This is a genomic window from Rathayibacter caricis DSM 15933 (genome assembly GCF_003044275.1).
Lineage (GTDB): Bacteria > Actinomycetota > Actinomycetes > Actinomycetales > Microbacteriaceae > Rathayibacter > Rathayibacter caricis.
This window is the reverse complement of record NZ_PZPL01000001.1, coordinates 3,458,500-3,477,372: the sequence shown is the minus strand read 5'-3', so window position 1 is coordinate 3,477,372 and position 18,873 is coordinate 3,458,500. Positions and strand designations below refer to the sequence as shown.

The window sequence follows — 18,873 nt, the reverse complement described above, 5'->3', positions numbered from 1 at the left end:
TCAGCCTGCGGGCCTCGGCCGGCGGGCCTCAGCCCACCATCCGGTAGCCCATGCCGCGCACCGTCTCGATCCGGTCGGCGCCGATCTTGCCGCGCAGGTAGCGCACGTACACGTCGACGACGTTCGAGCCCGGGTCGAAGTCGTACCCCCACACGCGGCTGAGCAGCTGCTCGCGGCTGAGCACCTGCTCGGGGTGGCGGAGGAACTCCTCGGCCAGGGCGAACTCGCGCGCAGAGAGGTCCACGGTCCCGCCCTCCACGGTGGCGCGGCGCGAGCGCAGGTCCAGCGCCACTCCGCCGTGCACGAGGGTGCCGTCGTCCGCTCCCGATCCTGCCGCGGCGGACTCGCGCAATCGCAGCCGGATCCGCGCGAGCAGCTCGTCGAAGCGGAACGGCTTCGCGAGGTAGTCGTTGGCGCCGAGGTCGAGCCCCTCGACCGTGTCGGTCACGGAGCTCCGCGCCGTCAGCATGATCACGGGGAGCGACTCCCCTTCGGCGCGGAGGGCGCGCAGCACCGCGAAGCCGTCCATCCCCGGCAGGCCCACGTCCAGCAGCACCAGGTCGAACCCGCCGCTGCGGAGGTAGGCGAGCGCGTCGTCGCCGCGGGTGGCGCGCGTCGTGGTGTAGCCCGCGGAGCGCAGGCCCTTCTCGACGAACGCGGCGATGCGCTCCTCGTCCTCGGCGATGAGGATGGTGCTCACTCGGCGCCTCCTGTCCTGTCGTGGTCGTCGGTGTCGTCGTGCGCGGGGGGCCGGAGGGGGAGCGAGAGGGCGAAGCGGGTGCCGCGGCCGGGGACGGAGTCGAGCTCCACCCGTCCGCCGTGCGCCCGGGCGATGGCCGAGACGATGGCGAGCCCGAGCCCGGAGCCGCGGATGCCGCGCCCGTCGTCGACGCGCCCGAACCGCTCGAAGATCCGCTCCCGCGCTGCGGCCGGGATCCCCGGGCCCTCGTCGGTCACGAACAGCTCCACCCGGTCGCCGCGCCGCTCGCTGCCCACGACGATGCACGACCCCTCCGGGCTGTACTTCGCCGCGTTGTCGGCGAGCTGCAGCCAGGCCTGGGTGAGCCGCGCCGGATCCGCGTGCACCCGGACCTCGGCCACCGGCCCCGCCTGCCACTCGCGTCCCGGGATCACGGACACCTTCGCGAGCACCTGGCGCGTGAGCTCGCCGACGTCGGTCGGCTGGGGGTCGAGCCGGTCCTCGCGCTCCGCCTCCGACAGCTCGGCGATGTCGCCCAGCAGGTGCCCCATGCGGTCCAGCTCGTCGAGGGCGATCGCGCGCGTCGACTCGACGTCGGCGGGGTCGTGCGGATCCACGAGTTCGAGGTGCCCGCGCACGATCGTGATCGGCGTGCCGAGCTCGTGCCGCACGTCGGCCAGCAGCCGACGCTGGGCTTCGAACGAGCCCTCCAGCCGGCCGATCATGTCGTTGACCGTGCGGGTGAGGTCCGAGACGTCGTCGTCGCCGCCGACCGGGATCCGCTCGCCGAGGTCGGTCGCCGTGATGCGCGAGGCGGTCCGCCGCAGCTCGCGGATGGGGGCGAGGAGGCGGCCGGCGACGAACCAGCCGACGAGCCCGGTCGCCGCCAGGGCCACGAGCGCGATCACCGCGTAGCTGAGCGACACGTCGCCGAGGTCCGCGAGGCGCGCGTCGGTGTCGATCGCCGTCACGTACACGCCCTCGGCGTCCGAGCCCTCGACGCGGAGGGGCACCGCCGCGTAGCGGAGGGTGCCGTCGTCGGTCTCGCCCCAGCCCAGCACCGTCGCTCCGGCGCCGGTCTCCTCCGACACCCGTGTCAGGAACTCGGGGTCGTCGTCCAGCAGGAAGCTGAGCGCGTACGGCTGCGGCTCCCACCGGGCGACCCCGTCGACGAGCCCGACGGTGCTGCCGTCCAGCCGGGGGAGCACCTGACCGAGCACCGTCCGCAGCAGCGCGTCGATGTCCGAGAAGCCGGAGCCGTCGGTCGGAGCCGCGGTGAGCGGGGCGCCGTCCGGTTCCACGATCGCCGCCTCCCCGGGCGACTCGACGATCGTGCGCACGCTCTCGACCTGCTGCCGCAGCTCCTCGTCGATCGACGCCAGGATCCGGTCGCGCTGCAACAGGAACGACGCACCGCCCGAGACGAGCAGCCCGAGCGCCGTCACGACCAGGATCGCCGCGAGGATCCGCACCCGCACCGAGCGCAGCCGCCGCACGGGCGCGGACGCGAGCGTCGGAGTCATGGGGGCTCCCGGAGGACGGGGCCGATCGACGGCCGGTCGGGCGGGAGCGCGGCTGGTCCCTCCGCCATCATCGCAGGAGCGCGCCGCGCGGTTCCTGGAGGGTGAGAGTCCTGACGGGCCCGGACAGAGATCGACCCCCGACGGCAGGGGCGGGGCCGCCTGCTCGGACCGGGGGTGGAACTCTTCTTGGGCAGAAGCCTCCTCCCGGAGCCGCCGTCCGTCAAGACCCCCGGGATCGCCGCCCGCGCCGACCGGACCCTGCGCGGTCGTTAGACTGGACCGCCTGTTTTTCTGCGGCCCCCGGAGTGCGATCCGCCTCCCGGCCGCGACGGCGATGCACGGGAAGGGCGCACGATGACGGACCAGAACACGATCCTCGAGTCCGAGCTCTCGCGCGAGCGCGAGTATGTGGCGGGCCTCTACGCCCGCCTGGACGAGCTGGTCGCGCAGGCGCGCGAGGCGCTGGACCGGGTCCGGATCCAGAGCGTGGGCGGCAACCACCAGAGCCGCTCCGAGCGCGACGCGTACGCCCGCCTCTACGAGGACCGCATCCAGACGCTCTCCGGAGCCGACGACCGTCTCGCCTTCGGGCGGCTCACCCTCGCCGATCAGGAGGCGGAGCACCGCTACATCGGCCGCATCGGCCTCCGCGACGAGGAGCAGGACACCCTGCTGCTCGACTGGCGCGCCCCGCAGTCCGCCGCCTTCTACCAGGCGACCGCCGCCCGCCCGATGGGCACGCGCGCCCGCCGCCACCTCACCACCCGCGGCCGCGAGGTCGTCCGCTTCGAGGACGAGGTCTTCGACGAGGAGCTGCTGCGCGAGGGCACGGCGCTCCAGGGCGAGGGCGCGCTGATGGCGGCGCTGGGCGCCGAGCGCACGGGTCGGATGCACGACATCGTCGCCACGATCCAGGGCGAGCAGGACCGCATCATCCGCTCCGACCTCCGCGGGGTCCTCGTCGTCCAGGGCGGCCCCGGGACGGGCAAGACCGCGGTGGCGCTGCACCGCGCCGCCTACCTCCTCTACTCCTACCGCGACCGCATCGCCTCCTCCGGCGTGCTGGTCGTGGGTCCGTCCCGCTCGTTCCTGCGCTACATCGAGGCGGTCCTGCCCTCCCTCGGCGAGACGGGCGTCGTGCTCTCGACCCTCGGGCAGCTCTACCCGGGGCTCGACCTCGTCGACGAGGACGACCCGGCCGTCGCCCGGGTGAAGGGCTCCGCCCGCATGGCGGAGCTGCTGCGCCGGGCCGTCCGCTCGCGTCAGATCGTGCCGGCCGAGACGCAGATCCTCGACGTCAACGGCGAGAAGCTGCGCCTCGAGCCGCACGACGTCGAGCGCGCGATCACCCGCGCCCGGGAGTCGCGCAAGCCGCACAACGAGGCGCGCGTGGGCTTCGTGAAGACCATGATCCGCGACCTCACGAAGCAGCTCGCCGATCAGCTCCGCAGCCACGGCAACACGGTCGACGAGGCCGATGAGGCGGTGCTCCGGGAGGACGTCCGCACCGCGAACGACGTGCGCATCGCCCTGAACACCGCGTGGATCCCGCTCACCCCCGAGAAGCTGATCCAGGACCTCTACGCCCGGCCGAACTGGTTCGCCGCACTCACGCCGCGCTGGACCCCAGAGCAGCGCGCGCTGCTGCGGCGGGGGCGCGACGAGCCCTTCACGGTCTCGGACGTGCCGCTGCTCGACGAGGCCGCCGAGCTCCTCGGCGCCTACGACGACCACGCCGACGCGCAGAAGAAGGCCGAGAAGGAGCAGCGCCGCCGCGACGTCGAGAACGCCGAGCAGGCCATCCGCAACATGGGCGTCGACGGCCTCGTCAACGCGAAGGACCTCGCCGCCGGATTCGCGGAGCGCACGAGCCAGGGCACGACGGCCGAGCGCGCCGCCGCCGACCGCTCGTGGACCTACGGCCACGTCGTGGTCGACGAGGCGCAGGAGCTCTCGCCGATGCAGTGGCGCGTGCTCATCCGCCGCTGCCCGATGCGCTCGTTCACGATCGTGGGCGACACCGCGCAGGCGTCGGGAGCCTCGGCCGCGTCGAGCTGGGACGCCGCGCTCCGCGACGCCTTCGGCCGTCAGGGCCGGGACGGCGAGCCGCCGGTGTGGCGCATCGAGGAGTTGACGGTCAACTACCGCACTCCCGCGCAGATCGTCGCGTTCGCCGAGCGGACGGCGCGCGGGAACGGACTCGAGATCACCCCGAGCCGCTCGGTCCGGTCGACGGAGTGGCCCGTCCGCACGATCCGCGACCGCGGCGACGCGGCGCTGCCCGACCGCGTGCTCGGCGCGATCCGCGAGGACCGCGCGATCTCGACGGAGGGGACCCTCGCCGTCATCGCGCCCGACGCCGACCTCGACGCCGTCACCGCCCGCCTCGAGGACGAGTTCGGCCGCGCCGTCGGCCGAGGCTCCACGGGGCTCGACCGCGCGATCGCCGTCCTCTCGACCACCGAGGCCAAGGGGCTCGAGTTCGACTCCGTCGTCATCGCCCGTCCCCGCCTGATCGCCGCCGCCGGCGAGCGCGGCGCCGCCGCCCTCTACGTCGCCATGACCCGCCCCACCCAGCGCCTCACCCTCGTCGAGTGACCCCCGAGGGAACCCCGACCCGTCGAGGGAGCCGGCAGCACCGGGCTCCCTCGACGTCCCCGGGCTCCCTCACCCGCCCGCGCCCACCCGTGCTGATCGAGTAGCCCGCGCAGCGGGCGTATCGAGATCGACGTATCCGGTCGGTGGTGGTCTCGACACGCCGCTCCGCGGCTACTCGACCACCGGACGCTGCCCGTCCTCTCCTCTCTACCCTTGCTGATCGAGTAGCCCGCGCAGCGGGCGTATCGAGATCGACGTCTCCTGGTGATGGCGGGCCTCGATCCGTCGCTCCGCGGCTACTCGACCACCAGGAACCGCCCGCCCCCTCCCTGCTGATCGAGTAGCCCGCGCAGCGGGCGTATCGAGATCCACCGTCTCCCGGCCCGCCCCTCCCCGCACACCCCGCTCCCGGCCGCCCCGCTCTAAGATCGATGACCATGAGCAGCGAGAACCTGACCAAGCCCGAGGTCGACGCCCCCGACGGCCCGGCCCCCGACTCCCTCGTCGTCGAGGACGTCGTCGTCGGCGACGGCGCCGAGGCGCAGCCCGGCTCGACCGTCGAGGTGCACTACCTCGGCGTCGAGTACGACACCGGCGAGGAGTTCGACTCCTCCTGGAGCCGCAACCAGTCGATCAACTTCCCCCTGAACAACCTGATCCGCGCCTGGCAGCAGGGCATCCCCGGCATGAAGGTCGGCGGACGTCGCAAGCTGATCTGCCCGCCGGCCCTGGCCTACGGTCCCGCGGGCGGCGGGCACCCACTGTCCGGCAAGACCCTGATCTTCGTGATCGATCTGCTCGGCACGAAGTAGTCCCTCCGCACCGACGACGAAGGCGCAGCTCCCGTGAGGGGCTGCGCCTTCGTCGTGTCCGGGGCCGGGGAGTCGTCAGCTCGGCTGCGCCTTGCGCACCCGGTCGACCAGCTCCCGCCATGCCCCGTCGAGCTCGGTCTCGCCGAGCCGCACGTGGTGGGTCTGCACCTGGATCTCGTACACGAAGCGATCCGGTCGGCCCGGGGCGGCAGCGGAGGCGGAGCGGCCGGCGGAGGCCTGCGGTTCGTCGTCCGCCTCCCACGGCAGGGACCCCAGCAGCTCCCGCCATGCGCGCTCGTCCGGCTGCTCCTCCACGTCGACCCGCCACACGCGCCGGAGTCCGGCGAATCCTCCGCTGCGCGACACGATGACGTCCATGCGCGCGATGGTACTCGCCCGCCCTCCGAAGGGGAGGGGTCGGCGCCCGCTCAGGCGGGGACCTCGACCCCCACCGTGCTCCAGCCGGTGCGCACCGCCGACTCGACGTCCGACCCGGCACCGTAGCGCTCGGCCGCCGCGGCGACCGTGAGCCTCGCGAATCCCGCGAAGTCGGCGGTCGCCGTGAGCACTCCGCCGGTCAGCACGTCGTACCAGACCTGGCCTGCGCGCTCCCACGCCTTCCCGCCGAGCTCGATCGCGGCCACCGCGAAGGCCCGGTTCGGGATCCCGGAGTTGATGTGCACGCCGCCGTTGTCGTCCTCGGTGTCGACGTAGTCGTCCATCGAACCCGGCTGCGGATCCTTGCCCAGCACGTCGTCGTCGTAGGCGGTGCCGGGCGCGATCATCGAGCGCAGGGCCGTGCCCTCGACCTCGTCGGTGAAGAGCCCCTCGCCGATCAGCCAGCTCGCCTCCTCCGCGCTCTGCCCGGCTCCGAACTGCTCGAGCAGCGCGCCGAAGACGTCCGAGATCGACTCGTTGAGCGCGCCCGACTGCCCGCGGTAGACGAGGTTCGCGGTGTACTCGGTCATCCCGTGCGCGAGCTCGTGCCCGATCACGCTCGGCGAGATCGTGAAGCGGCGGAACACCTGCCCGTCGCCGTCGCCGAAGACCATCCGGGAGCCGTCCCAGAACGCGTTGTCGTAGTCGTCGCCGAAGTGCACGGTCGCGTCCAGCGGCAGCCAGGCGTCGTCGATGGAGTCGCGGCCGTAGGCCTGCTGGAGGAACGCGGACATCGCTCCCAGCCCGTCGTACGCCTCGTCCACCGTGACGTCGCCGTTCGAGGGCTGCCCCTCGGTGCGGACGGTGACGCCGGGGAGCGACTCGGTCGTCTGCGCGTCCGAGATGGTGCGCTGCAGGGCGGCGACCCGGTTGCGGGGCGTCGGAGTGGCGGTGGCGGTCGGGCCCGGCGTCCCGCGGCCGGGAGACGGCTCGCCCGGGCGCACGCGCCGGAACGGCACGTCCTGCTCGAGGGAGCGGCTCGCGGCCCGGGCGGCCCGCGCGAACGCGGGATCGTCGAGTCGGGCGATGCGGACGAGGAGGTACGGCGGCACGACGGTTCGTCTCATGCGCCGATCCTCGCACTCACCGCCGACACCGGCTCGGGCTCGCCCGAGGGCCCGCGATGGAGTAGCGCCGCGCCGCCGCGATAGCCTGACGATCGACGAGCGGTTTCCACCGAGCCGGGGCGCTGCCCCGAGGACGACGAGGGCGGACATGGGCATCATCACGCGGGGCTTCTTCGGCAAGCGCGCCGAGAATCCGGACATCCCGCCCGGGCAGTACCTCGAGACGGGCTTCCCCGTCCTCTCCATCGGGCCGACGCCGAACATCCACGAGTGGAGCTTCTCGATCGACGCGGGCCCCGCCGGCGTCCGGAGCTGGACCTGGGACGAGTTCCAGGCCCTGCCGCAGGAGGACGTGCACACCGACATCCACTGCGTCACCCGCTGGTCCAAGCTCGGCACCACCTGGCGCGGCGTCTCGGTCGACACCCTCCTCGAGGGCGTCGAGACCGACGCCGGCTACGTCATGGCGCAGAGCTTCGGCGGCTACACCACCAACCTGCCGCTGGCCGAGATCCGCGGGGGCAAGGCCTGGGTGGCGACCACGTTCGAGGGCGAGCCCCTCGCCGCCGAGCACGGCGGACCTGCGCGACTGCTGGTGCCGCACCTCTACTTCTGGAAGAGCGCCAAGTGGGTGAGGAGCCTCCGCTTGATGCCCGGCGACGAGCCCGGCTTCTGGGAGCAGAACGGCTACCACATGCACGGAGACCCGTGGAAAGAGGAGCGCTACCGGTGATCTGGCAGGAGTCGACCGCCGAGGCGGTCGCCCCGCTCACCCCGACCTCGCGACTGATCACGCTGCGCGTGCCCGGCTGGCCCGGTCACCTCGCCGGGCAGCACCTCGACGTCCGGCTCACGGCCCCCGACGGCTACCATGCCAGCCGTTCCTACTCGATCGGCGCGCCCGCCGACGGCGAGCACGTCGAGCTGGCGGTCGAGCGCCTGGAGGACGGCGAGGTGTCGCCGTACCTCGTCGAGGGCCTCGAAGCGGGGGACAGCCTCGAGGTGCGCGGTCCGATCGGCGGCTGGTTCGTCTGGCGGCCCGAGCAGACCGAGCCCGTGCAGCTGATCGCCGGCGGCAGCGGTCTCGTCCCGCTGATGGCGATGGCGCGCGAGCACGGCCGGGTCGGCAGCGCGGCTCCGATGCGCCTGCTCTACTCGGTGCGCTCGCCCGTCTTCGCCTACTACCGCGACGACCTGCAGCGGCTGGCCGAGCTGCCGGCCGAGCAGGGCGGAGTGGCGACGAAGGTGGTCTACACCCGCGTCGCTCCGCCCGGTGCGGCCCGTCCGGCCGGCCGTCTCACTCCGGAGCTGCTCGCCGAGGCGGCCCTGCCGCCCTCGGCCGAGCCCACGGTCTACGTCTGCGGCCCGACCGCCTTCGTCGAGGCCGTCGCGACAGCCCTGGTGGCCCAGGGCCACGCCCCCGAGCGCGTCCGCACCGAGCGCTTCGGCGGTCCCTGACCCCATCACTCCGCCGCGAGATGCCACTCCGGGACGCGACACAACGGACGAGGCGTACCGGAACGGCATCCCGCGGAAGGAGACAGCAGGCGCGTCTACTCGAACGAGACGGTGCGGTTCTCACCCACGTCCGGCTGCCCGCCCCGGACCGCGGCGGTCAGCACCTTGAACAGCACGACGGGCCCGGGCTCGTCCGACGCCCACAGCTCCACCGTCTCGGCGTCGACGCGGATCAGGGCGACGGTCGGGTCGTCCTTGCCGTCGGGGAACCAGCCCGAGACGGAGGGGCTCCACAGCTCGTCGACCTTCGCCGCATCGTGCACGACGCTCGCGGTTCCGGCCACCGACAGGTAGCCCTTCTTCGACTCGAACGCCACGTTCACGCTCGGGTTCGCGCGGATGTCCTCGACCTTGGGCGAGGGGTCCTGGGTGAAGAACCAGAGCACGCCGTCGAAGTCGGTGTCCTGGGCGGCGAGCGGACGGCTGACGAGCTGGCCCGTGGCGTTCACGGTCGTGAGCAGCCCGATCTTCGCGCTCTTCACGAGCTCGGCGATCTGGGCGACGTCGTCGGAGTCGGCGGGGGTGATGTCGGTGTCGGTCATGGAGGCGACGCTACGCGTCCACCCGAGCGCCGCAAGGGGTGGCGAGCGCCCCGCGGGCGTGCCTACCGTCGAGGCATGGACACCACCACGTACACGGCCATCCTCGACAGCGGCGCCGAGCAGGAGAGCATCCGCCTCGAGCTCGTCGACGGAGCCCCGCAGCCCACCATCACCCGGGTCGCCGACATCGACGGCGAGGAGGTCGAGGTCGTCTGGGAGCTGGAGGACGACGACGAAGGCTTCCACGTCTACCGCCCAACGCGGGTCGAGGGGCGCGACGACGACAGCGGCGCCGTCTCCGACGAGAACCTCACCGACGGCGGCGGCACGAGCGACTTCGCGGGGGAGTGACCCCGGGTCCGCCGCGCTCACCGGGCGCGGCGGGTCGGCTCACGCCGTCGGACGCAGCGCGTCGTAGCCGCGGAACGCCGGCCGCGTCCGCAGCACCGCGCCGAGGATCCCGATGATCGCGAGCCCTCCGGCCAGCGGCGGCAGCCAGAGCAGCGCCAGCGAGGCCAGCAGCCCCGTGTAGAGGTCTCCGACGCGCGGACCGCCGGTCACCACCACGATGAACACGCCCTGCAGCCGCCCGCGCATGTTGTCGGGGACCGCGGTCTGCAGCATCGTCTGCCGGAAGATCGAGCTGATGTTGTCCGCCGCGCCGGCTCCGGCCAGGGCGACCGACGCGAGGGCGATGAGCGCGAGGTCCGGCGCCGAGTCCTCGTGCCCGACGAGCGCGGCGGTCAGCAGCACCGCGCCGAACGCCGCGATGAACCCGCCGTAGACCTGGATCGACCGTCCGATCGCGAGCCCCTGCTGCCGCACTCCCGTGAGCCGGCCCGAGAAGACTCCGCTGAGCAGCGCACCGACCGCGAACGCGGCCGTCAGGACCCCGACCGTGACCGCTCCGCCCCCGAGCAGGAGCGCCGCCGCCGCGGGGAAGACCACCCTCGGCTGCCCGAACGTCATCGCGACGATGTCGACGAGGAACGACAGGCGGATGTTCGGCGCCCCGCGCAGGAACCGCATCCCGAACCGCAGCGACTCGAGTCCCGGCCGCTGCCGCTCGCCCTCGGGCACCAGCGCCGGGAGACCCACGATCCCTAGGAACGCCGCGAGGAACAGCACCACGTCGATCGTGTAGGTCGCCGGGAAGCCGACCCCGGCCACCAGCACACCCGCCAGCGCCGGTCCCACGGTCACCTCGACGCCGCTCGCGATCCCGCCGAGCGCGGCGGCCGCGGGCACGGGCTCCGGTCGGAGCAGCCGCGGGGCGAGCGTCATCCGGGTGGCCACGATCACGGTGGTCGCGACCGCGTTGAGCGCGGTGAGCAGGTACAGGGTCAGCGGAGTCTCGGCGCCGAGCCAGGCGAGCGCCGCGATCCCCGCGGTCGATCCCCACGCCACGATCGCCGAGAGGAGGAGGACCAGCCGCCGGTCGAACGCGTCGGCGAGCATCCCGCCGTAGAGCCCCGCGATCACGGTCGGCACGAGCGCGACGACCCCCACCATCGCGACCGCGAGCGTCGAGCCGGTGAGCTCGTAGATGTGCAGGCCGACGGCGACGATCGTCATCTGCCCGCCGATGCCCGAGATCACGTTGCCGGCCCAGAGCCGGGCGAAGGCGGGCGACTCCCGGAGCGGCGAGACATCGATGACGTGGCTGCGCCGGGGCGCGCGGGGGACCTGACTCACCCGCCCCATTCTGCTCGCCGGGCGGCGCGGTGCCCGCACGGACCCGCAGAGCCGACCCTCTAGGGTGGTGGGCATGAGCACGTCTCCCGACGGCGCGCCCCGACGTCCGGCCGCCCCCGCGTCGCGCGCAGCCGGATCCTCTTCCCCGCGCCGCTCGGCCCGCGGCGCCTCGCCCTCGTACCGCCCGCGGAACGCCGCCCGCCCGTCCTCCTCCGGCGGCCGCGCCGCCGGATGGTGGCGTCGCTACGGGCCCGCGCTGGCAGGCTCGGCCATCGCCGTGGTGACCGTGCCGATCTCGTTCTTCGTCTGGTACTCGCTGATCTCGCTCGGGGCGTACCCGGGCGACCGCGCGATGAGCGACCTGATCGTCGGAGTCCTCTACACCGCCCTCATCCACGCGCTGCTGCTCGTGGGCGTCCTGCTCGGCGTCTCCTCGATCCGCGCCCGCCGCCGCGAGAAGCGCCCGCCGATCGCCGGGTGGATCGCCGTCGTCCTGAACGTGCTCGTCCTCGTCTACTGGGAGCTGCTCGTGTCGCCGTGGCTCGTCGTGCTCTGGAACAGGGCCGTCGGCGCCTAGGCGGTGTCGACCCGCCCCACACCGCTCCACCCTCTGGTAAGCTCGTGCAGTTGCCGTTCGACGGCCGCGGATCAAGAGAGCCCACGCATCAGGCGCCGGGCACCGCGCAACGAGAGAGAGGGGATCCACCTATGGCACTCGAAGCAGATGTCAAGAAGGCGATCATCGAAGAGTACGCGACCCACCCCGGTGACACCGGATCCCCCGAGGTCCAGGTGGCCGTCCTGACCCGTCGGATCAAGGACCTCACCGAGCACCTCAAGGAGCACAAGCACGACCACCACTCGCGTCGTGGTCTGTTGCTGCTCGTGGGTCAGCGTCGCCGACTCCTCGGCTACCTGTCGGACGTGGACATCAACCGCTACCGCGCGCTGATCGAGCGTCTCGGCCTCCGCCGCTAGTTCCTCACGGAGCGAGCGCGGGGTCTCGATGACACCGCGAACTTCTTGCCGAACGGGCCGTCCTCCTCGCGGAGGGCGGCCCGTTCCGCGTTCCCGGCGCGGCTCACGGGAGCCGCTGCGGTCGCTCCGCACCGCCCCAGGAGTACCCGCCCGCCGCCGCGAACCATCCCTCCGCCGCCCGCGCACGGGCCCGATCGTGCTCCAGCCGGTCCGGATCGCGGACCGCCGCGACGAGCGCGGGCAGCCGCCAGCCGTCCGCGAGCGCCCGTGATCCGGCGGCGCGCCACGCGCGAGCGCATCCCGCCGTCGAGGCGGCCCGTTCGAGTGCGTCGACGGAGGCGATGTCCCATCCGGAGGCGACCCCGCTCAGCGCGACGGCGCAGGTGAGCGCGGCCGATCGCAGCACCGCTCTGGGCGCCCGCGGGGGCAGCGTCGCCTCGGCGGCGTCCTGCGCCTCGACGATCGCCGTCAGGGCGAGGTGCAGTCGGGTCGCCTCCCGATCCGGCCGGGGAGCGATCCGTCCAGGCCCTGCCGAGACGGAGGCGGAGGCGCCCGGAGCGAGCAGCAGTCCCCGTCCGGAGCGCGACGCGTGGGAGCTGAGCAGCCCGCTGACGCCGCCCGCCTGATCGACGACGCCCGTCACCGACGGATCCCCGATCGCCCAGACCACCGGTGTGCGGTTGTGGATCGTCAGCCGGCGGTGATCCTCGTCGACGCAGGCGATCAGGTGCCCGGGGTCGGCGCCCTCGAGTCCCGGCGCGGCGGCCAGCAGCTCCCGGGAATCCGCGCACTGCGTCGGCGCTCCGGCCGCGGAGGAGGGGAGCGAGGCGAGCGGAGCGGTCGCCGCAAGCGCGAGGGCGAGCACGGCCGAGGCCGCTGCCGTCGCGGCCGTCGATGCGATCAGGCCGTGGGGCCGCGGAGCAGCCCGCCGCGAGCCCGACGCGGGTCCGGGTGTGCTGCGTCGCACCATCCGTCACTCCCTCTCGGCGCGAGCGTAACCCCGGAAACACACGCTGAACAGGGCGTTCCCGGGCTCGAGGGCACCCCGTAGGAGATTCTTCGGAGAAATCCGCCACGAGGTGCATCCGTCGAGGGGGTTCGTCCGGAAGTAGTCCGTGAAGGCCCTTCTCGAGTACCCACCGACCCGCTCCGGGTCCCATCGTGAAAGAGGAACACCGTGACCACCTCCAGCTTCTCCCGCCGTCTCCTGACCGGTGCCTGCGTCGGCACCCTCGCCGTCGTCGGCCTCTCCGCCGCTCCGGCCAGCGCCGCCGACGCCGACTCCGCCGACCTGTACGTCCTGCACGCCGTCCCGGACACCACCGTGGACGTGTACGTGAACGGAGCACTGACGCTCGACGACTTCACCCCCGGCACCCTCGCCGGACCGCTGGACCTGCCCACCGGCACCTACTCCGTCGCGATCACCGCGGCCGACGCAGCCGACGCGAGCGCTCCCGTCATCGGCCCGATCGACCTCGCGCTCGAGGCGGGCAAGAGCTACACCGCCGCCGCGCACCTGAAGGCCGACAACACCCCCACCGCGACGCTCTTCACGAACGACATCTCGACCACCGCCGCGGGAGAGGGACGGCTCACCGTCCGCCACGTGGCCGCCGCGCCCGCGGTCGACATCCTCGCCGGCGGCTCGCCCGTCCTGACGAACGTCACCAACCCGAACGAGGGCGTGCTGAACCTCGCTCCGGCGACGATCTCGACGGTCGTCGCGGCGACCGGCACCACGACCCCGGTCATCGGCCCGGCCGACGTCCAGGTCCAGGAGGGCGTCAACACGATCGTCTACGCCTGGGGCAGCCTCGAGAAGGGCAACCTCGCCCTCGCGACGCAGACCATCGACGGCCTGCACTCGACCCCGTCCGGCGTCCCCGCCGGTGAGGCCGGACTCGCCGCCGACAACCGCACCGACGCCGCCGCGGGCTGGTGGGGCGCAGCCGCCCTCGCCGCTCTCGGTCTCGCCGGAGCGGCCCTGTTCGGCCGTCGCAAGGCCGCTGCGGGCCGCTGACCCGCGGAAACACCACCGGCTCGGGCGTGCTGGAGCGCGCCCGAGCCGGTCACCCGATCACGACCCAGGAGGACGCCATGAGCCGGAACCCCTTCCCTCTGCGCGTCCTCGTCGTGATCGGGTCGATCGCGGTCGGCGCGGGTCTCGCCGGATGCTCAGCTCAGGCGGCTGGGGTCGTGCCCTCGCCCGACGCGAGCCTCTCGGTGCAGCAGCCCCCGCCCGCGCCGTCCGCGATCCCCTCCGCCGCCCCGCCCGCCGTGCCCCTCGCGGATGCGCGTCTGGGAGCGACCCCGGCGCCCAGCGTCGTCGCCCCCACGCGGATCGTGGTCGACGGGCTGCCGGTCGACATGCCGCTCGAGCCGGTCGGAGTGGCCGACGACGGCACCATGGAGCTCGTCCCCGACACCGCGACGGCCGGCTGGTACCGGTTCGGAGCGGGCCTGGACGAGCCCGACGGGACGATCGTCATCGCCGCCCATGTCGACTCCCTCGTCTACGGCCTCGGCCCGTTCGTCGAGCTGACATCGGCGCAGCCCGGCCAGATCGTCCGCCTCACGGGCGACGACGGAGCCGAGCGCTCCTTCACCGTGACGACGGTCGAGACCACCGAGAAGACGTCCGTCGATCTCCCGGCCGTGTTCACCCGCGACGGTGCGCCCCGGCTCGTCCTCATCACGTGCGGCGGCGACTTCGACTACGACACGCGCCACTACCTCAGCAACGTCGTCGTCACGGCGGTGCCGTCCCCGTGACTCCGACCGCCCGATCGCCGCGCGTACGATGAGCGCAGCGACCGCCGCAGCGCAGCCCGACGCCAGGGTCCAGCGCCGTCCCCACCTCAGGAGCATCCCACTGTCCGACGCCCTCCCCAGCGCACCCCTCGACGGGGCCGAGGACGAGCGCGCCGTCGTGCGCCGTCTCGGGCTCCGCTTCGCCGCGGGCGACGAGTCCTCGCTCGCGGAGGCCTACGCGCGGTGGTCCCCGCTGCTGTTCACCCTCGCTCTGCGCTCTCTCGGCGACCGGGGCGACGCGGAGGACGTGGTGCAGCGCGTCTTCGTCTCGGCCTGGACCGGCCGGCAGAACTTCGATCCGGACCGCGCCGCTCTGGGAGCCTGGCTGGTCGGGATCTCCCGCAACCGCATCGCCGACGCGCACGAGAACCGATCGCGCGAGCGCCGGCTCACCCAGGCGCTCGTCGCCGTCGCTCCGATCGAGGAGGGCGAGACTCCGGTCGATCTGGAGGCGAAGGTCCTGGTCGCCGACGAGCTCGCCCGACTCGACCCCGTGCCCCGCCGGGTGATGAGCCTCGCCTTCTACGACGACCTCACCCACACCGAGATCGCCGCTCGGACCGGGCTGCCGCTCGGTACCGTCAAGAGCCACATCCGCCGCAGCCTCGACAGACTCCGCTCCCGATTGGAGGTGAGCAGCACATGACCCACCTGGATCCCGACGAGATCGCGCTGCTCGCGCTCGGCGAGGAGTCGAGCGGCGAGGCCGACGCGCACCTGGCCGAGTGCCCGGAGTGCGCGCAGCAGCTCGTCGAGCTCGGCCACGTCGCCGAGGTCGGCCGCGACAGCCGCGGAGTCGTCCTCGAGACGCCGTCCGCCGCGGTCTGGGACCGCATCCGCGACGAGCTCGGTCTCGAGGAGCACTCCGCGGCTCCCGTGCTCGCCCCCGTCCCGGAGCGACCCGACACCGCTCCCGTCCCGGTCGCTCAGTCCGGCTCCACGGGCCGGCACCGTCCCGAGCGCCGTCGTCGGCGCACCGGCCGCGTGGTGCTCACCTCGCTCGCCGCCTTCTCCGCCCTCGTGGTCGGAGTGGCGGGCGGAGCGTGGTGGCAGGCGTCGCAGACGGAGGACGTGGTCGTCGTGGCGCGGGCCGAGCTCCAGGCGTTCCCCGACTGGCAGGGCGCGACCGGCTCCGCCGAGCTCGAGGCCGTCGACGGCGGTCGCGAGCTGATCGTGCGGCTCGACGTGCAGGGTGGGGACGGCGGCTACCGCGAGGTCTGGCTGATCGCCGCCGACGCGTCCGGCCTCGTGCCGCTCGGAGCCCTCGACGGCACCGAGGGCCGCTTCGCCGTCCCGGCCGGCCTCGACCTCTCGGAGTACTCGCTGGTCGACGTGTCGGAGGAACCGCTCGACGGCGACCCCGCGCACTCGGGCGACTCGATCGTCCGCGGTCCCCTCCTCGAGGGCTGACGCCGACCGCTCAAGCGCTCCGCCGCTCCCGGAGGAGCGCGGTCAGCGCCTCCACCGCGGCGGAGGGTCGCAGCGCGGTCCCGACCGAGAGCTCCCACTCGAGCCCCGGCCAGTCCAGGGTGATCGAGCGCACGCCCCCGAGCGCCGCCACGCCCGCCCGCGGCACGATCGCCACGCCGAGGCCCGCCTGCACGAACCGCGGGATCCCGGGCAGATCCGCGACCTCGGTCGCCACGCGCCGGGGGACACCCTCGGCGAGGAACGCGCGGTCGACGCTGACCCGGTTGCCGAAGCCGGCCGGAGTGTCCACGAACGTCTCGCCCGCGAGGTCCTTCGGTCGGGGTGCGGTCGCGTCGGCGAGCGGGTGGTCGTCCGGTACCAGGAGCACGTAGTCGCTGCGCGCGAGCGGCGTGACGGCGAGATCCGGCATCCCGTCCGCGGGGAGCGCGAGCAGTGCGACGTCGAGCCGTCCGCGGCGCAGGTCCTCGGCCAGGCCCGTCGATCCGGTCGCCGAGGTGCGCAGCAGCAGGTCCACGAGCGGATGCCGGCGCCGGTACACGCCGAGCGCCCCGGGCAGGTCGATCAGGTCCATCCCCGAGAACGTGCCCACCCGCACCCGTCCGCGCAGCCCCGCGGCGTCCTCGGCGGCGAGCGTGCGCATCCGGTCGAGCCCGTCGATCGCCCGGCGCGCCTCCGGCAGCAGCGCCTCGCCTACCGCGGTGAGGGCGACCCGGCGCGTCGAGCGCTCGAACAGCGCCGCTCCGAGCTCGTGCTCGAGGGCGCGGATGCTGGCGGACAGCGTGGACTGCACCACGAACAGCCGCGCCGCCGCCCGAGTGAAGTGGAGCTCCTCCGCGACCGCGACGAACGCGGCCAGTTGTCGATCGTCCATCCCGCCATCATCCACCGGACTCGATGAATGCGACCGAGATCCTCCGTTGGACACGCTCAGTCCGGCGGAGGAACCTGATCGCGTGACCACTCCGGACCTCGACCACCGCCCCTCCCGGCCCGCTCCCACGGGTCCGGCCTCCCGCCGACCCGAGCTGCCGCACGGCCCCGGCTTCTGGGTCATCGCCGCGGCGTTCCTCGCGGTCATGGCGTTCTCCACCGTGCCGACCCCGCTCTACGCGATCTACCAGGCCCGCGACGGCTTCCCGGCCTTCGTCGTCACCGTGGTGTTCGCCGCCTACGCGGTCGGAGTGGTCGCGAGCCTCTTCCTCGCCGGACACGTCAGCGACTGGCTCGGCCGCCGCCGCATCCTGCTCGCGTCGATCCTGGTCGAGGTGCTCGCCGCGATCGTCTTCCTGCTCTGGCCCGAGGTCCCGGGCCTCCTGATCGCCCGCCTGCTGACGGGGCTCGGCGTCGGCGCCCTGACGGCCACCGCGACCGCGCACCTCTCAGAGCTGCGCGCCGTCGCCCGCCCCGAGGAGGGGCCCGGCACCTCGCGGGCGGTCTCGACGCTCGTGAACATGGGCGGGCTGGCGCTGGGCCCGCTGGTCGGGGGCGTGCTCGCCGTGACCGTCGACCGCCCGCTGGTCGTCCCCTACGAGGTCTTCCTCGTGCTGCTCGTGGTCCTCGGCCTCGGAGTCGCCCTCGTGCCCGAGACCGTCGAGCGGCGCGAGGTCCTGCCCGCCTACCGCCCGCAGCGGCTCGCCGTGCCCGCCGAGTCGCGCGGCGCCTTCCTCTCGGCCGCGGTCGGCGCGTTCGCCGGCTTCGCCGTCTTCGGCCTCTTCACCTCGCTCGCTCCGACCTTCCTGGCCGGTCGCTTCGGCGAGACCTCCCACCTGGTCGCCGGCGCCGTGTCGTTCGGAGTCTTCGCCGCAGGCGCCGTGGCGCAGCTCCTCTCCGCCCGCCTCGCCGCCCGTCCCGCACTCCTGCTGTCGGCCGCCGCCCTCGCCGTCGGCCTCGTGCTGGTCGCCGTCGGCGCCGTGACGGCCGTCCTCTGGCCGTTCGTCGCCGGGGGAGTGCTCGCCGGTGCCGGAGTCGGGCTGCTGTTCCGCCTGTCCCTCGCGGTCGCCGGCTCGCTCGCCTCGGACGCCGCGCGCGGCGAGGTCCTCGCCGGCATGTTCCTCGCCGCCTATCTGGGCCTCGCGGTCCCCGTCCTCGCGATCGGAGCGGCCCTCGCGCTCCTTCCCGCCGTGCCCGTCCTCCTGGGCTTCGTCGCCGTGGTGCTGCTGCTGGTCCTCGCGGCGATCGCACGGATGCTGCGCTCCTCCCGCTCCTGATCGAGCCCCGGGGCCGCACCTCCGCTCGCGAGAGCCGCCCCGTCGCCGTCAGCGTCACAATGGGGGCATGAAGCTCTTCTCCTTCGGACGCGGACGCGACGACCAGAACCCCCTCCCCGCGAACGACCGCGGATCGGGGAAGCTCGACGACTACGACTACGACCTGCTGCCGAAGTCCCGGCGCGGGGAGACGCTGCTCGGCATCGCCGACAGCGCCTCGCACCAGGACGAGCTCGCCCGGGTCCTGGCGCTCGGCGAGGACGAGATCACGGCGGTGATCCCGCGCCGCACCCTCGAGGAGGAGCGCGTGGACGCCCCCATGCCGGTCCGCCTCTTCGCCAACCACCGCCCCTCCGACCTCGTCGGCTACGTGCCCCGCGGTCTCGAGAACGTCGTCGACGCGGCGCTCTCGCGGCTGTCGGAGGCGGGCAAGCAGCCGCGTGTGCCGGCGCGCATCGTCACGGTGAAGGGCGCGCTCCGGGTGCAGCTGCTGATGCACGAGACGCGCGGCTGAGCGCTCCCTGCGACAGCCGCCCCGGAGCGTCCCGCC

General features: G+C 73.6%; 21 protein-coding genes. 13 read left to right on the top strand and 8 right to left on the bottom strand.

The genetic code is table 11. From position 1 onward, the window contains the following. Positions 1-28: 28 nt before the first annotated feature. Both C1I63_RS16245 and C1I63_RS16240 read right to left on the bottom strand, forming a co-directional pair. On the bottom strand, positions 29-700 hold the full coding sequence (locus C1I63_RS16245) for a response regulator transcription factor (RefSeq protein ID WP_055793431.1): 672 nt from the start codon (positions 698-700) through the stop codon (positions 29-31). Then, the gene (locus C1I63_RS16240; RefSeq protein ID WP_107575434.1) at positions 697-2,223 is read right to left on the bottom strand and encodes a sensor histidine kinase; all 1,527 of its coding nucleotides are present in this window, start codon (positions 2,221-2,223) and stop codon (positions 697-699) included. Before C1I63_RS16240 ends, C1I63_RS16245 begins: the two co-directional genes overlap by 4 nt. 354 nt (positions 2,224-2,577) lie before the next feature. Between C1I63_RS16240 and C1I63_RS16235 the strand changes: the two genes are divergently transcribed. After that, the gene (locus tag C1I63_RS16235) at positions 2,578-4,821 is read left to right on the top strand and encodes a HelD family protein (RefSeq protein WP_107575433.1); all 2,244 of its coding nucleotides are present in this window, start codon (positions 2,578-2,580) and stop codon (positions 4,819-4,821) included. 437 nt (positions 4,822-5,258) lie between these two features. Beyond that, the gene (locus tag C1I63_RS16230) at positions 5,259-5,633 is read left to right on the top strand and encodes an FKBP-type peptidyl-prolyl cis-trans isomerase (protein WP_055793425.1); all 375 of its coding nucleotides are present in this window, start codon (positions 5,259-5,261) and stop codon (positions 5,631-5,633) included. 75 nt (positions 5,634-5,708) lie between these two features. Here C1I63_RS16230 and C1I63_RS16225 read toward each other — a convergent pair whose 3' ends face one another. Both C1I63_RS16225 and C1I63_RS16220 read right to left on the bottom strand, forming a co-directional pair. Next, a complete protein-coding gene (locus C1I63_RS16225) occupies positions 5,709-6,011 on the bottom strand; it encodes a protealysin inhibitor emfourin (RefSeq protein WP_055793422.1) in 303 nt (100 codons plus the stop codon). Between the two features lie 50 nt (positions 6,012-6,061). Continuing rightward, entirely contained in the window at positions 6,062-7,138 is a 1,077-nt protein-coding gene (locus C1I63_RS16220; RefSeq protein WP_107575432.1) for a M4 family metallopeptidase, read from the bottom strand. A 148-nt stretch (positions 7,139-7,286) separates the two neighbouring features. Here C1I63_RS16220 and C1I63_RS16215 point away from each other — a divergent pair, with 148 nt between their 5' ends. Beyond that, a complete protein-coding gene (locus C1I63_RS16215) occupies positions 7,287-7,871 on the top strand; it encodes a sulfite oxidase-like oxidoreductase (RefSeq protein WP_055793416.1) in 585 nt (194 codons plus the stop codon). Further along, positions 7,868-8,596: a ferredoxin reductase gene (locus tag C1I63_RS16210; RefSeq protein ID WP_342353112.1), complete on the top strand. Its 729-nt coding sequence runs from the start codon at positions 7,868-7,870 to the stop codon at positions 8,594-8,596. Before C1I63_RS16215 ends, C1I63_RS16210 begins: the two co-directional genes overlap by 4 nt. A 95-nt stretch (positions 8,597-8,691) precedes the next feature. Here the strand turns inward: C1I63_RS16210 and C1I63_RS16205 are convergent, their stop codons facing one another. Continuing rightward, positions 8,692-9,198, bottom strand: a complete 507-nt coding sequence (locus C1I63_RS16205) for a pyridoxamine 5'-phosphate oxidase family protein (protein ID WP_055793409.1) — start codon at positions 9,196-9,198, stop codon at positions 8,692-8,694. Positions 9,199-9,273: 75 nt separating this feature from the next. Between C1I63_RS16205 and C1I63_RS19845 the strand changes: the two genes are divergently transcribed. Beyond that, positions 9,274-9,549 carry a hypothetical protein gene (locus tag C1I63_RS19845; protein WP_055793406.1) on the top strand — a complete coding sequence of 92 codons (276 nt, stop codon included), beginning with the start codon at positions 9,274-9,276 and terminating at the stop codon, positions 9,547-9,549. Positions 9,550-9,588: 39 nt separating this feature from the next. On the opposite strand, the gene C1I63_RS16200 is transcribed toward C1I63_RS19845, so the two are convergent. Continuing rightward, the gene (locus C1I63_RS16200) at positions 9,589-10,902 is read right to left on the bottom strand and encodes an MFS transporter (protein ID WP_107575430.1); all 1,314 of its coding nucleotides are present in this window, start codon (positions 10,900-10,902) and stop codon (positions 9,589-9,591) included. A 64-nt stretch (positions 10,903-10,966) separates the two neighbouring features. On the opposite strand from C1I63_RS16200, the gene C1I63_RS16195 reads away from it, so the two are divergent. Both C1I63_RS16195 and rpsO read left to right on the top strand, forming a co-directional pair. Next, positions 10,967-11,470: a hypothetical protein gene (locus tag C1I63_RS16195; RefSeq protein WP_107575429.1), complete on the top strand. Its 504-nt coding sequence runs from the start codon at positions 10,967-10,969 to the stop codon at positions 11,468-11,470. 131 nt (positions 11,471-11,601) lie between these two features. Further along, complete coding sequence (rpsO, locus tag C1I63_RS16190) at positions 11,602-11,871, top strand: 30S ribosomal protein S15 (protein ID WP_055793401.1); 270 nt, start codon at positions 11,602-11,604, stop codon at positions 11,869-11,871. Positions 11,872-11,974: 103 nt separating this feature from the next. On the opposite strand, the gene C1I63_RS16185 is transcribed toward rpsO, so the two are convergent. Further along, positions 11,975-12,841, bottom strand: a complete 867-nt coding sequence (locus tag C1I63_RS16185; RefSeq protein WP_146168477.1) for a hypothetical protein — start codon at positions 12,839-12,841, stop codon at positions 11,975-11,977. A gap of 207 nt (positions 12,842-13,048) precedes the next feature. Here C1I63_RS16185 and C1I63_RS16180 point away from each other — a divergent pair, with 207 nt between their 5' ends. From C1I63_RS16180 to C1I63_RS16165, 4 genes are all read left to right on the top strand, one after another. Then, positions 13,049-13,894 (top strand): DUF4397 domain-containing protein, encoded by an 846-nt coding sequence (locus C1I63_RS16180; RefSeq protein WP_244907113.1) that lies wholly within the window; start codon positions 13,049-13,051, stop codon positions 13,892-13,894. Between the two features lie 77 nt (positions 13,895-13,971). Further along, entirely contained in the window at positions 13,972-14,646 is a 675-nt protein-coding gene (locus C1I63_RS16175) for a class F sortase (protein ID WP_146168476.1), read from the top strand. 28 nt (positions 14,647-14,674) lie between these two features. Continuing rightward, positions 14,675-15,331: an RNA polymerase sigma factor gene (locus C1I63_RS16170; protein ID WP_107575426.1), complete on the top strand. Its 657-nt coding sequence runs from the start codon at positions 14,675-14,677 to the stop codon at positions 15,329-15,331. Further along, a complete protein-coding gene (locus tag C1I63_RS16165) occupies positions 15,328-16,095 on the top strand; it encodes an anti-sigma factor (RefSeq protein WP_107575425.1) in 768 nt (255 codons plus the stop codon). The genes C1I63_RS16170 and C1I63_RS16165 overlap by 4 nt, the downstream gene beginning before the upstream one ends. Before the next feature lie 10 nt (positions 16,096-16,105). Here C1I63_RS16165 and C1I63_RS16160 read toward each other — a convergent pair whose 3' ends face one another. Beyond that, positions 16,106-16,987 (bottom strand): LysR family transcriptional regulator, encoded by an 882-nt coding sequence (locus C1I63_RS16160; RefSeq protein WP_107575424.1) that lies wholly within the window; start codon positions 16,985-16,987, stop codon positions 16,106-16,108. Positions 16,988-17,069: 82 nt separating this feature from the next. On the opposite strand from C1I63_RS16160, the gene C1I63_RS16155 reads away from it, so the two are divergent. Then, positions 17,070-18,323 carry an MFS transporter gene (locus C1I63_RS16155; protein ID WP_244907111.1) on the top strand — a complete coding sequence of 418 codons (1,254 nt, stop codon included), beginning with the start codon at positions 17,070-17,072 and terminating at the stop codon, positions 18,321-18,323. A 67-nt stretch (positions 18,324-18,390) separates the two neighbouring features. Next, a complete protein-coding gene (locus C1I63_RS16150) occupies positions 18,391-18,837 on the top strand; it encodes a hypothetical protein (RefSeq protein WP_055793381.1) in 447 nt (148 codons plus the stop codon). Positions 18,838-18,873: the final 36 nt, after the last annotated feature.

Coding starts and splice junctions, on each gene's coding strand:
- C1I63_RS16240 (WP_107575434.1), bottom strand. CDS start 2,223: ATGACTCCGACGCTCGCGTCCGCGCCCGTGCGGCGGCTGCGCTCGGTG.
- C1I63_RS16235 (WP_107575433.1), top strand. CDS start 2,578: ATGACGGACCAGAACACGATCCTCGAGTCCGAGCTCTCGCGCGAGCGC.
- C1I63_RS16230 (WP_055793425.1), top strand. CDS start 5,259: ATGAGCAGCGAGAACCTGACCAAGCCCGAGGTCGACGCCCCCGACGGC.
- C1I63_RS16225 (WP_055793422.1), bottom strand. CDS start 6,011: ATGGACGTCATCGTGTCGCGCAGCGGAGGATTCGCCGGACTCCGGCGC.
- C1I63_RS16220 (WP_107575432.1), bottom strand. CDS start 7,138: ATGAGACGAACCGTCGTGCCGCCGTACCTCCTCGTCCGCATCGCCCGA.
- C1I63_RS16215 (WP_055793416.1), top strand. CDS start 7,287: ATGGGCATCATCACGCGGGGCTTCTTCGGCAAGCGCGCCGAGAATCCG.
- C1I63_RS16205 (WP_055793409.1), bottom strand. CDS start 9,198: ATGACCGACACCGACATCACCCCCGCCGACTCCGACGACGTCGCCCAG.
- C1I63_RS19845 (WP_055793406.1), top strand. CDS start 9,274: ATGGACACCACCACGTACACGGCCATCCTCGACAGCGGCGCCGAGCAG.
- C1I63_RS16200 (WP_107575430.1), bottom strand. CDS start 10,902: ATGGGGCGGGTGAGTCAGGTCCCCCGCGCGCCCCGGCGCAGCCACGTC.
- C1I63_RS16195 (WP_107575429.1), top strand. CDS start 10,967: ATGAGCACGTCTCCCGACGGCGCGCCCCGACGTCCGGCCGCCCCCGCG.
- rpsO (WP_055793401.1), top strand. CDS start 11,602: ATGGCACTCGAAGCAGATGTCAAGAAGGCGATCATCGAAGAGTACGCG.
- C1I63_RS16185 (WP_146168477.1), bottom strand. CDS start 12,841: ATGGTGCGACGCAGCACACCCGGACCCGCGTCGGGCTCGCGGCGGGCT.
- C1I63_RS16175 (WP_146168476.1), top strand. CDS start 13,972: ATGAGCCGGAACCCCTTCCCTCTGCGCGTCCTCGTCGTGATCGGGTCG.
- C1I63_RS16170 (WP_107575426.1), top strand. CDS start 14,675: ATGAGCGCAGCGACCGCCGCAGCGCAGCCCGACGCCAGGGTCCAGCGC.
- C1I63_RS16165 (WP_107575425.1), top strand. CDS start 15,328: ATGACCCACCTGGATCCCGACGAGATCGCGCTGCTCGCGCTCGGCGAG.
- C1I63_RS16160 (WP_107575424.1), bottom strand. CDS start 16,987: ATGGACGATCGACAACTGGCCGCGTTCGTCGCGGTCGCGGAGGAGCTC.
- C1I63_RS16150 (WP_055793381.1), top strand. CDS start 18,391: ATGAAGCTCTTCTCCTTCGGACGCGGACGCGACGACCAGAACCCCCTC.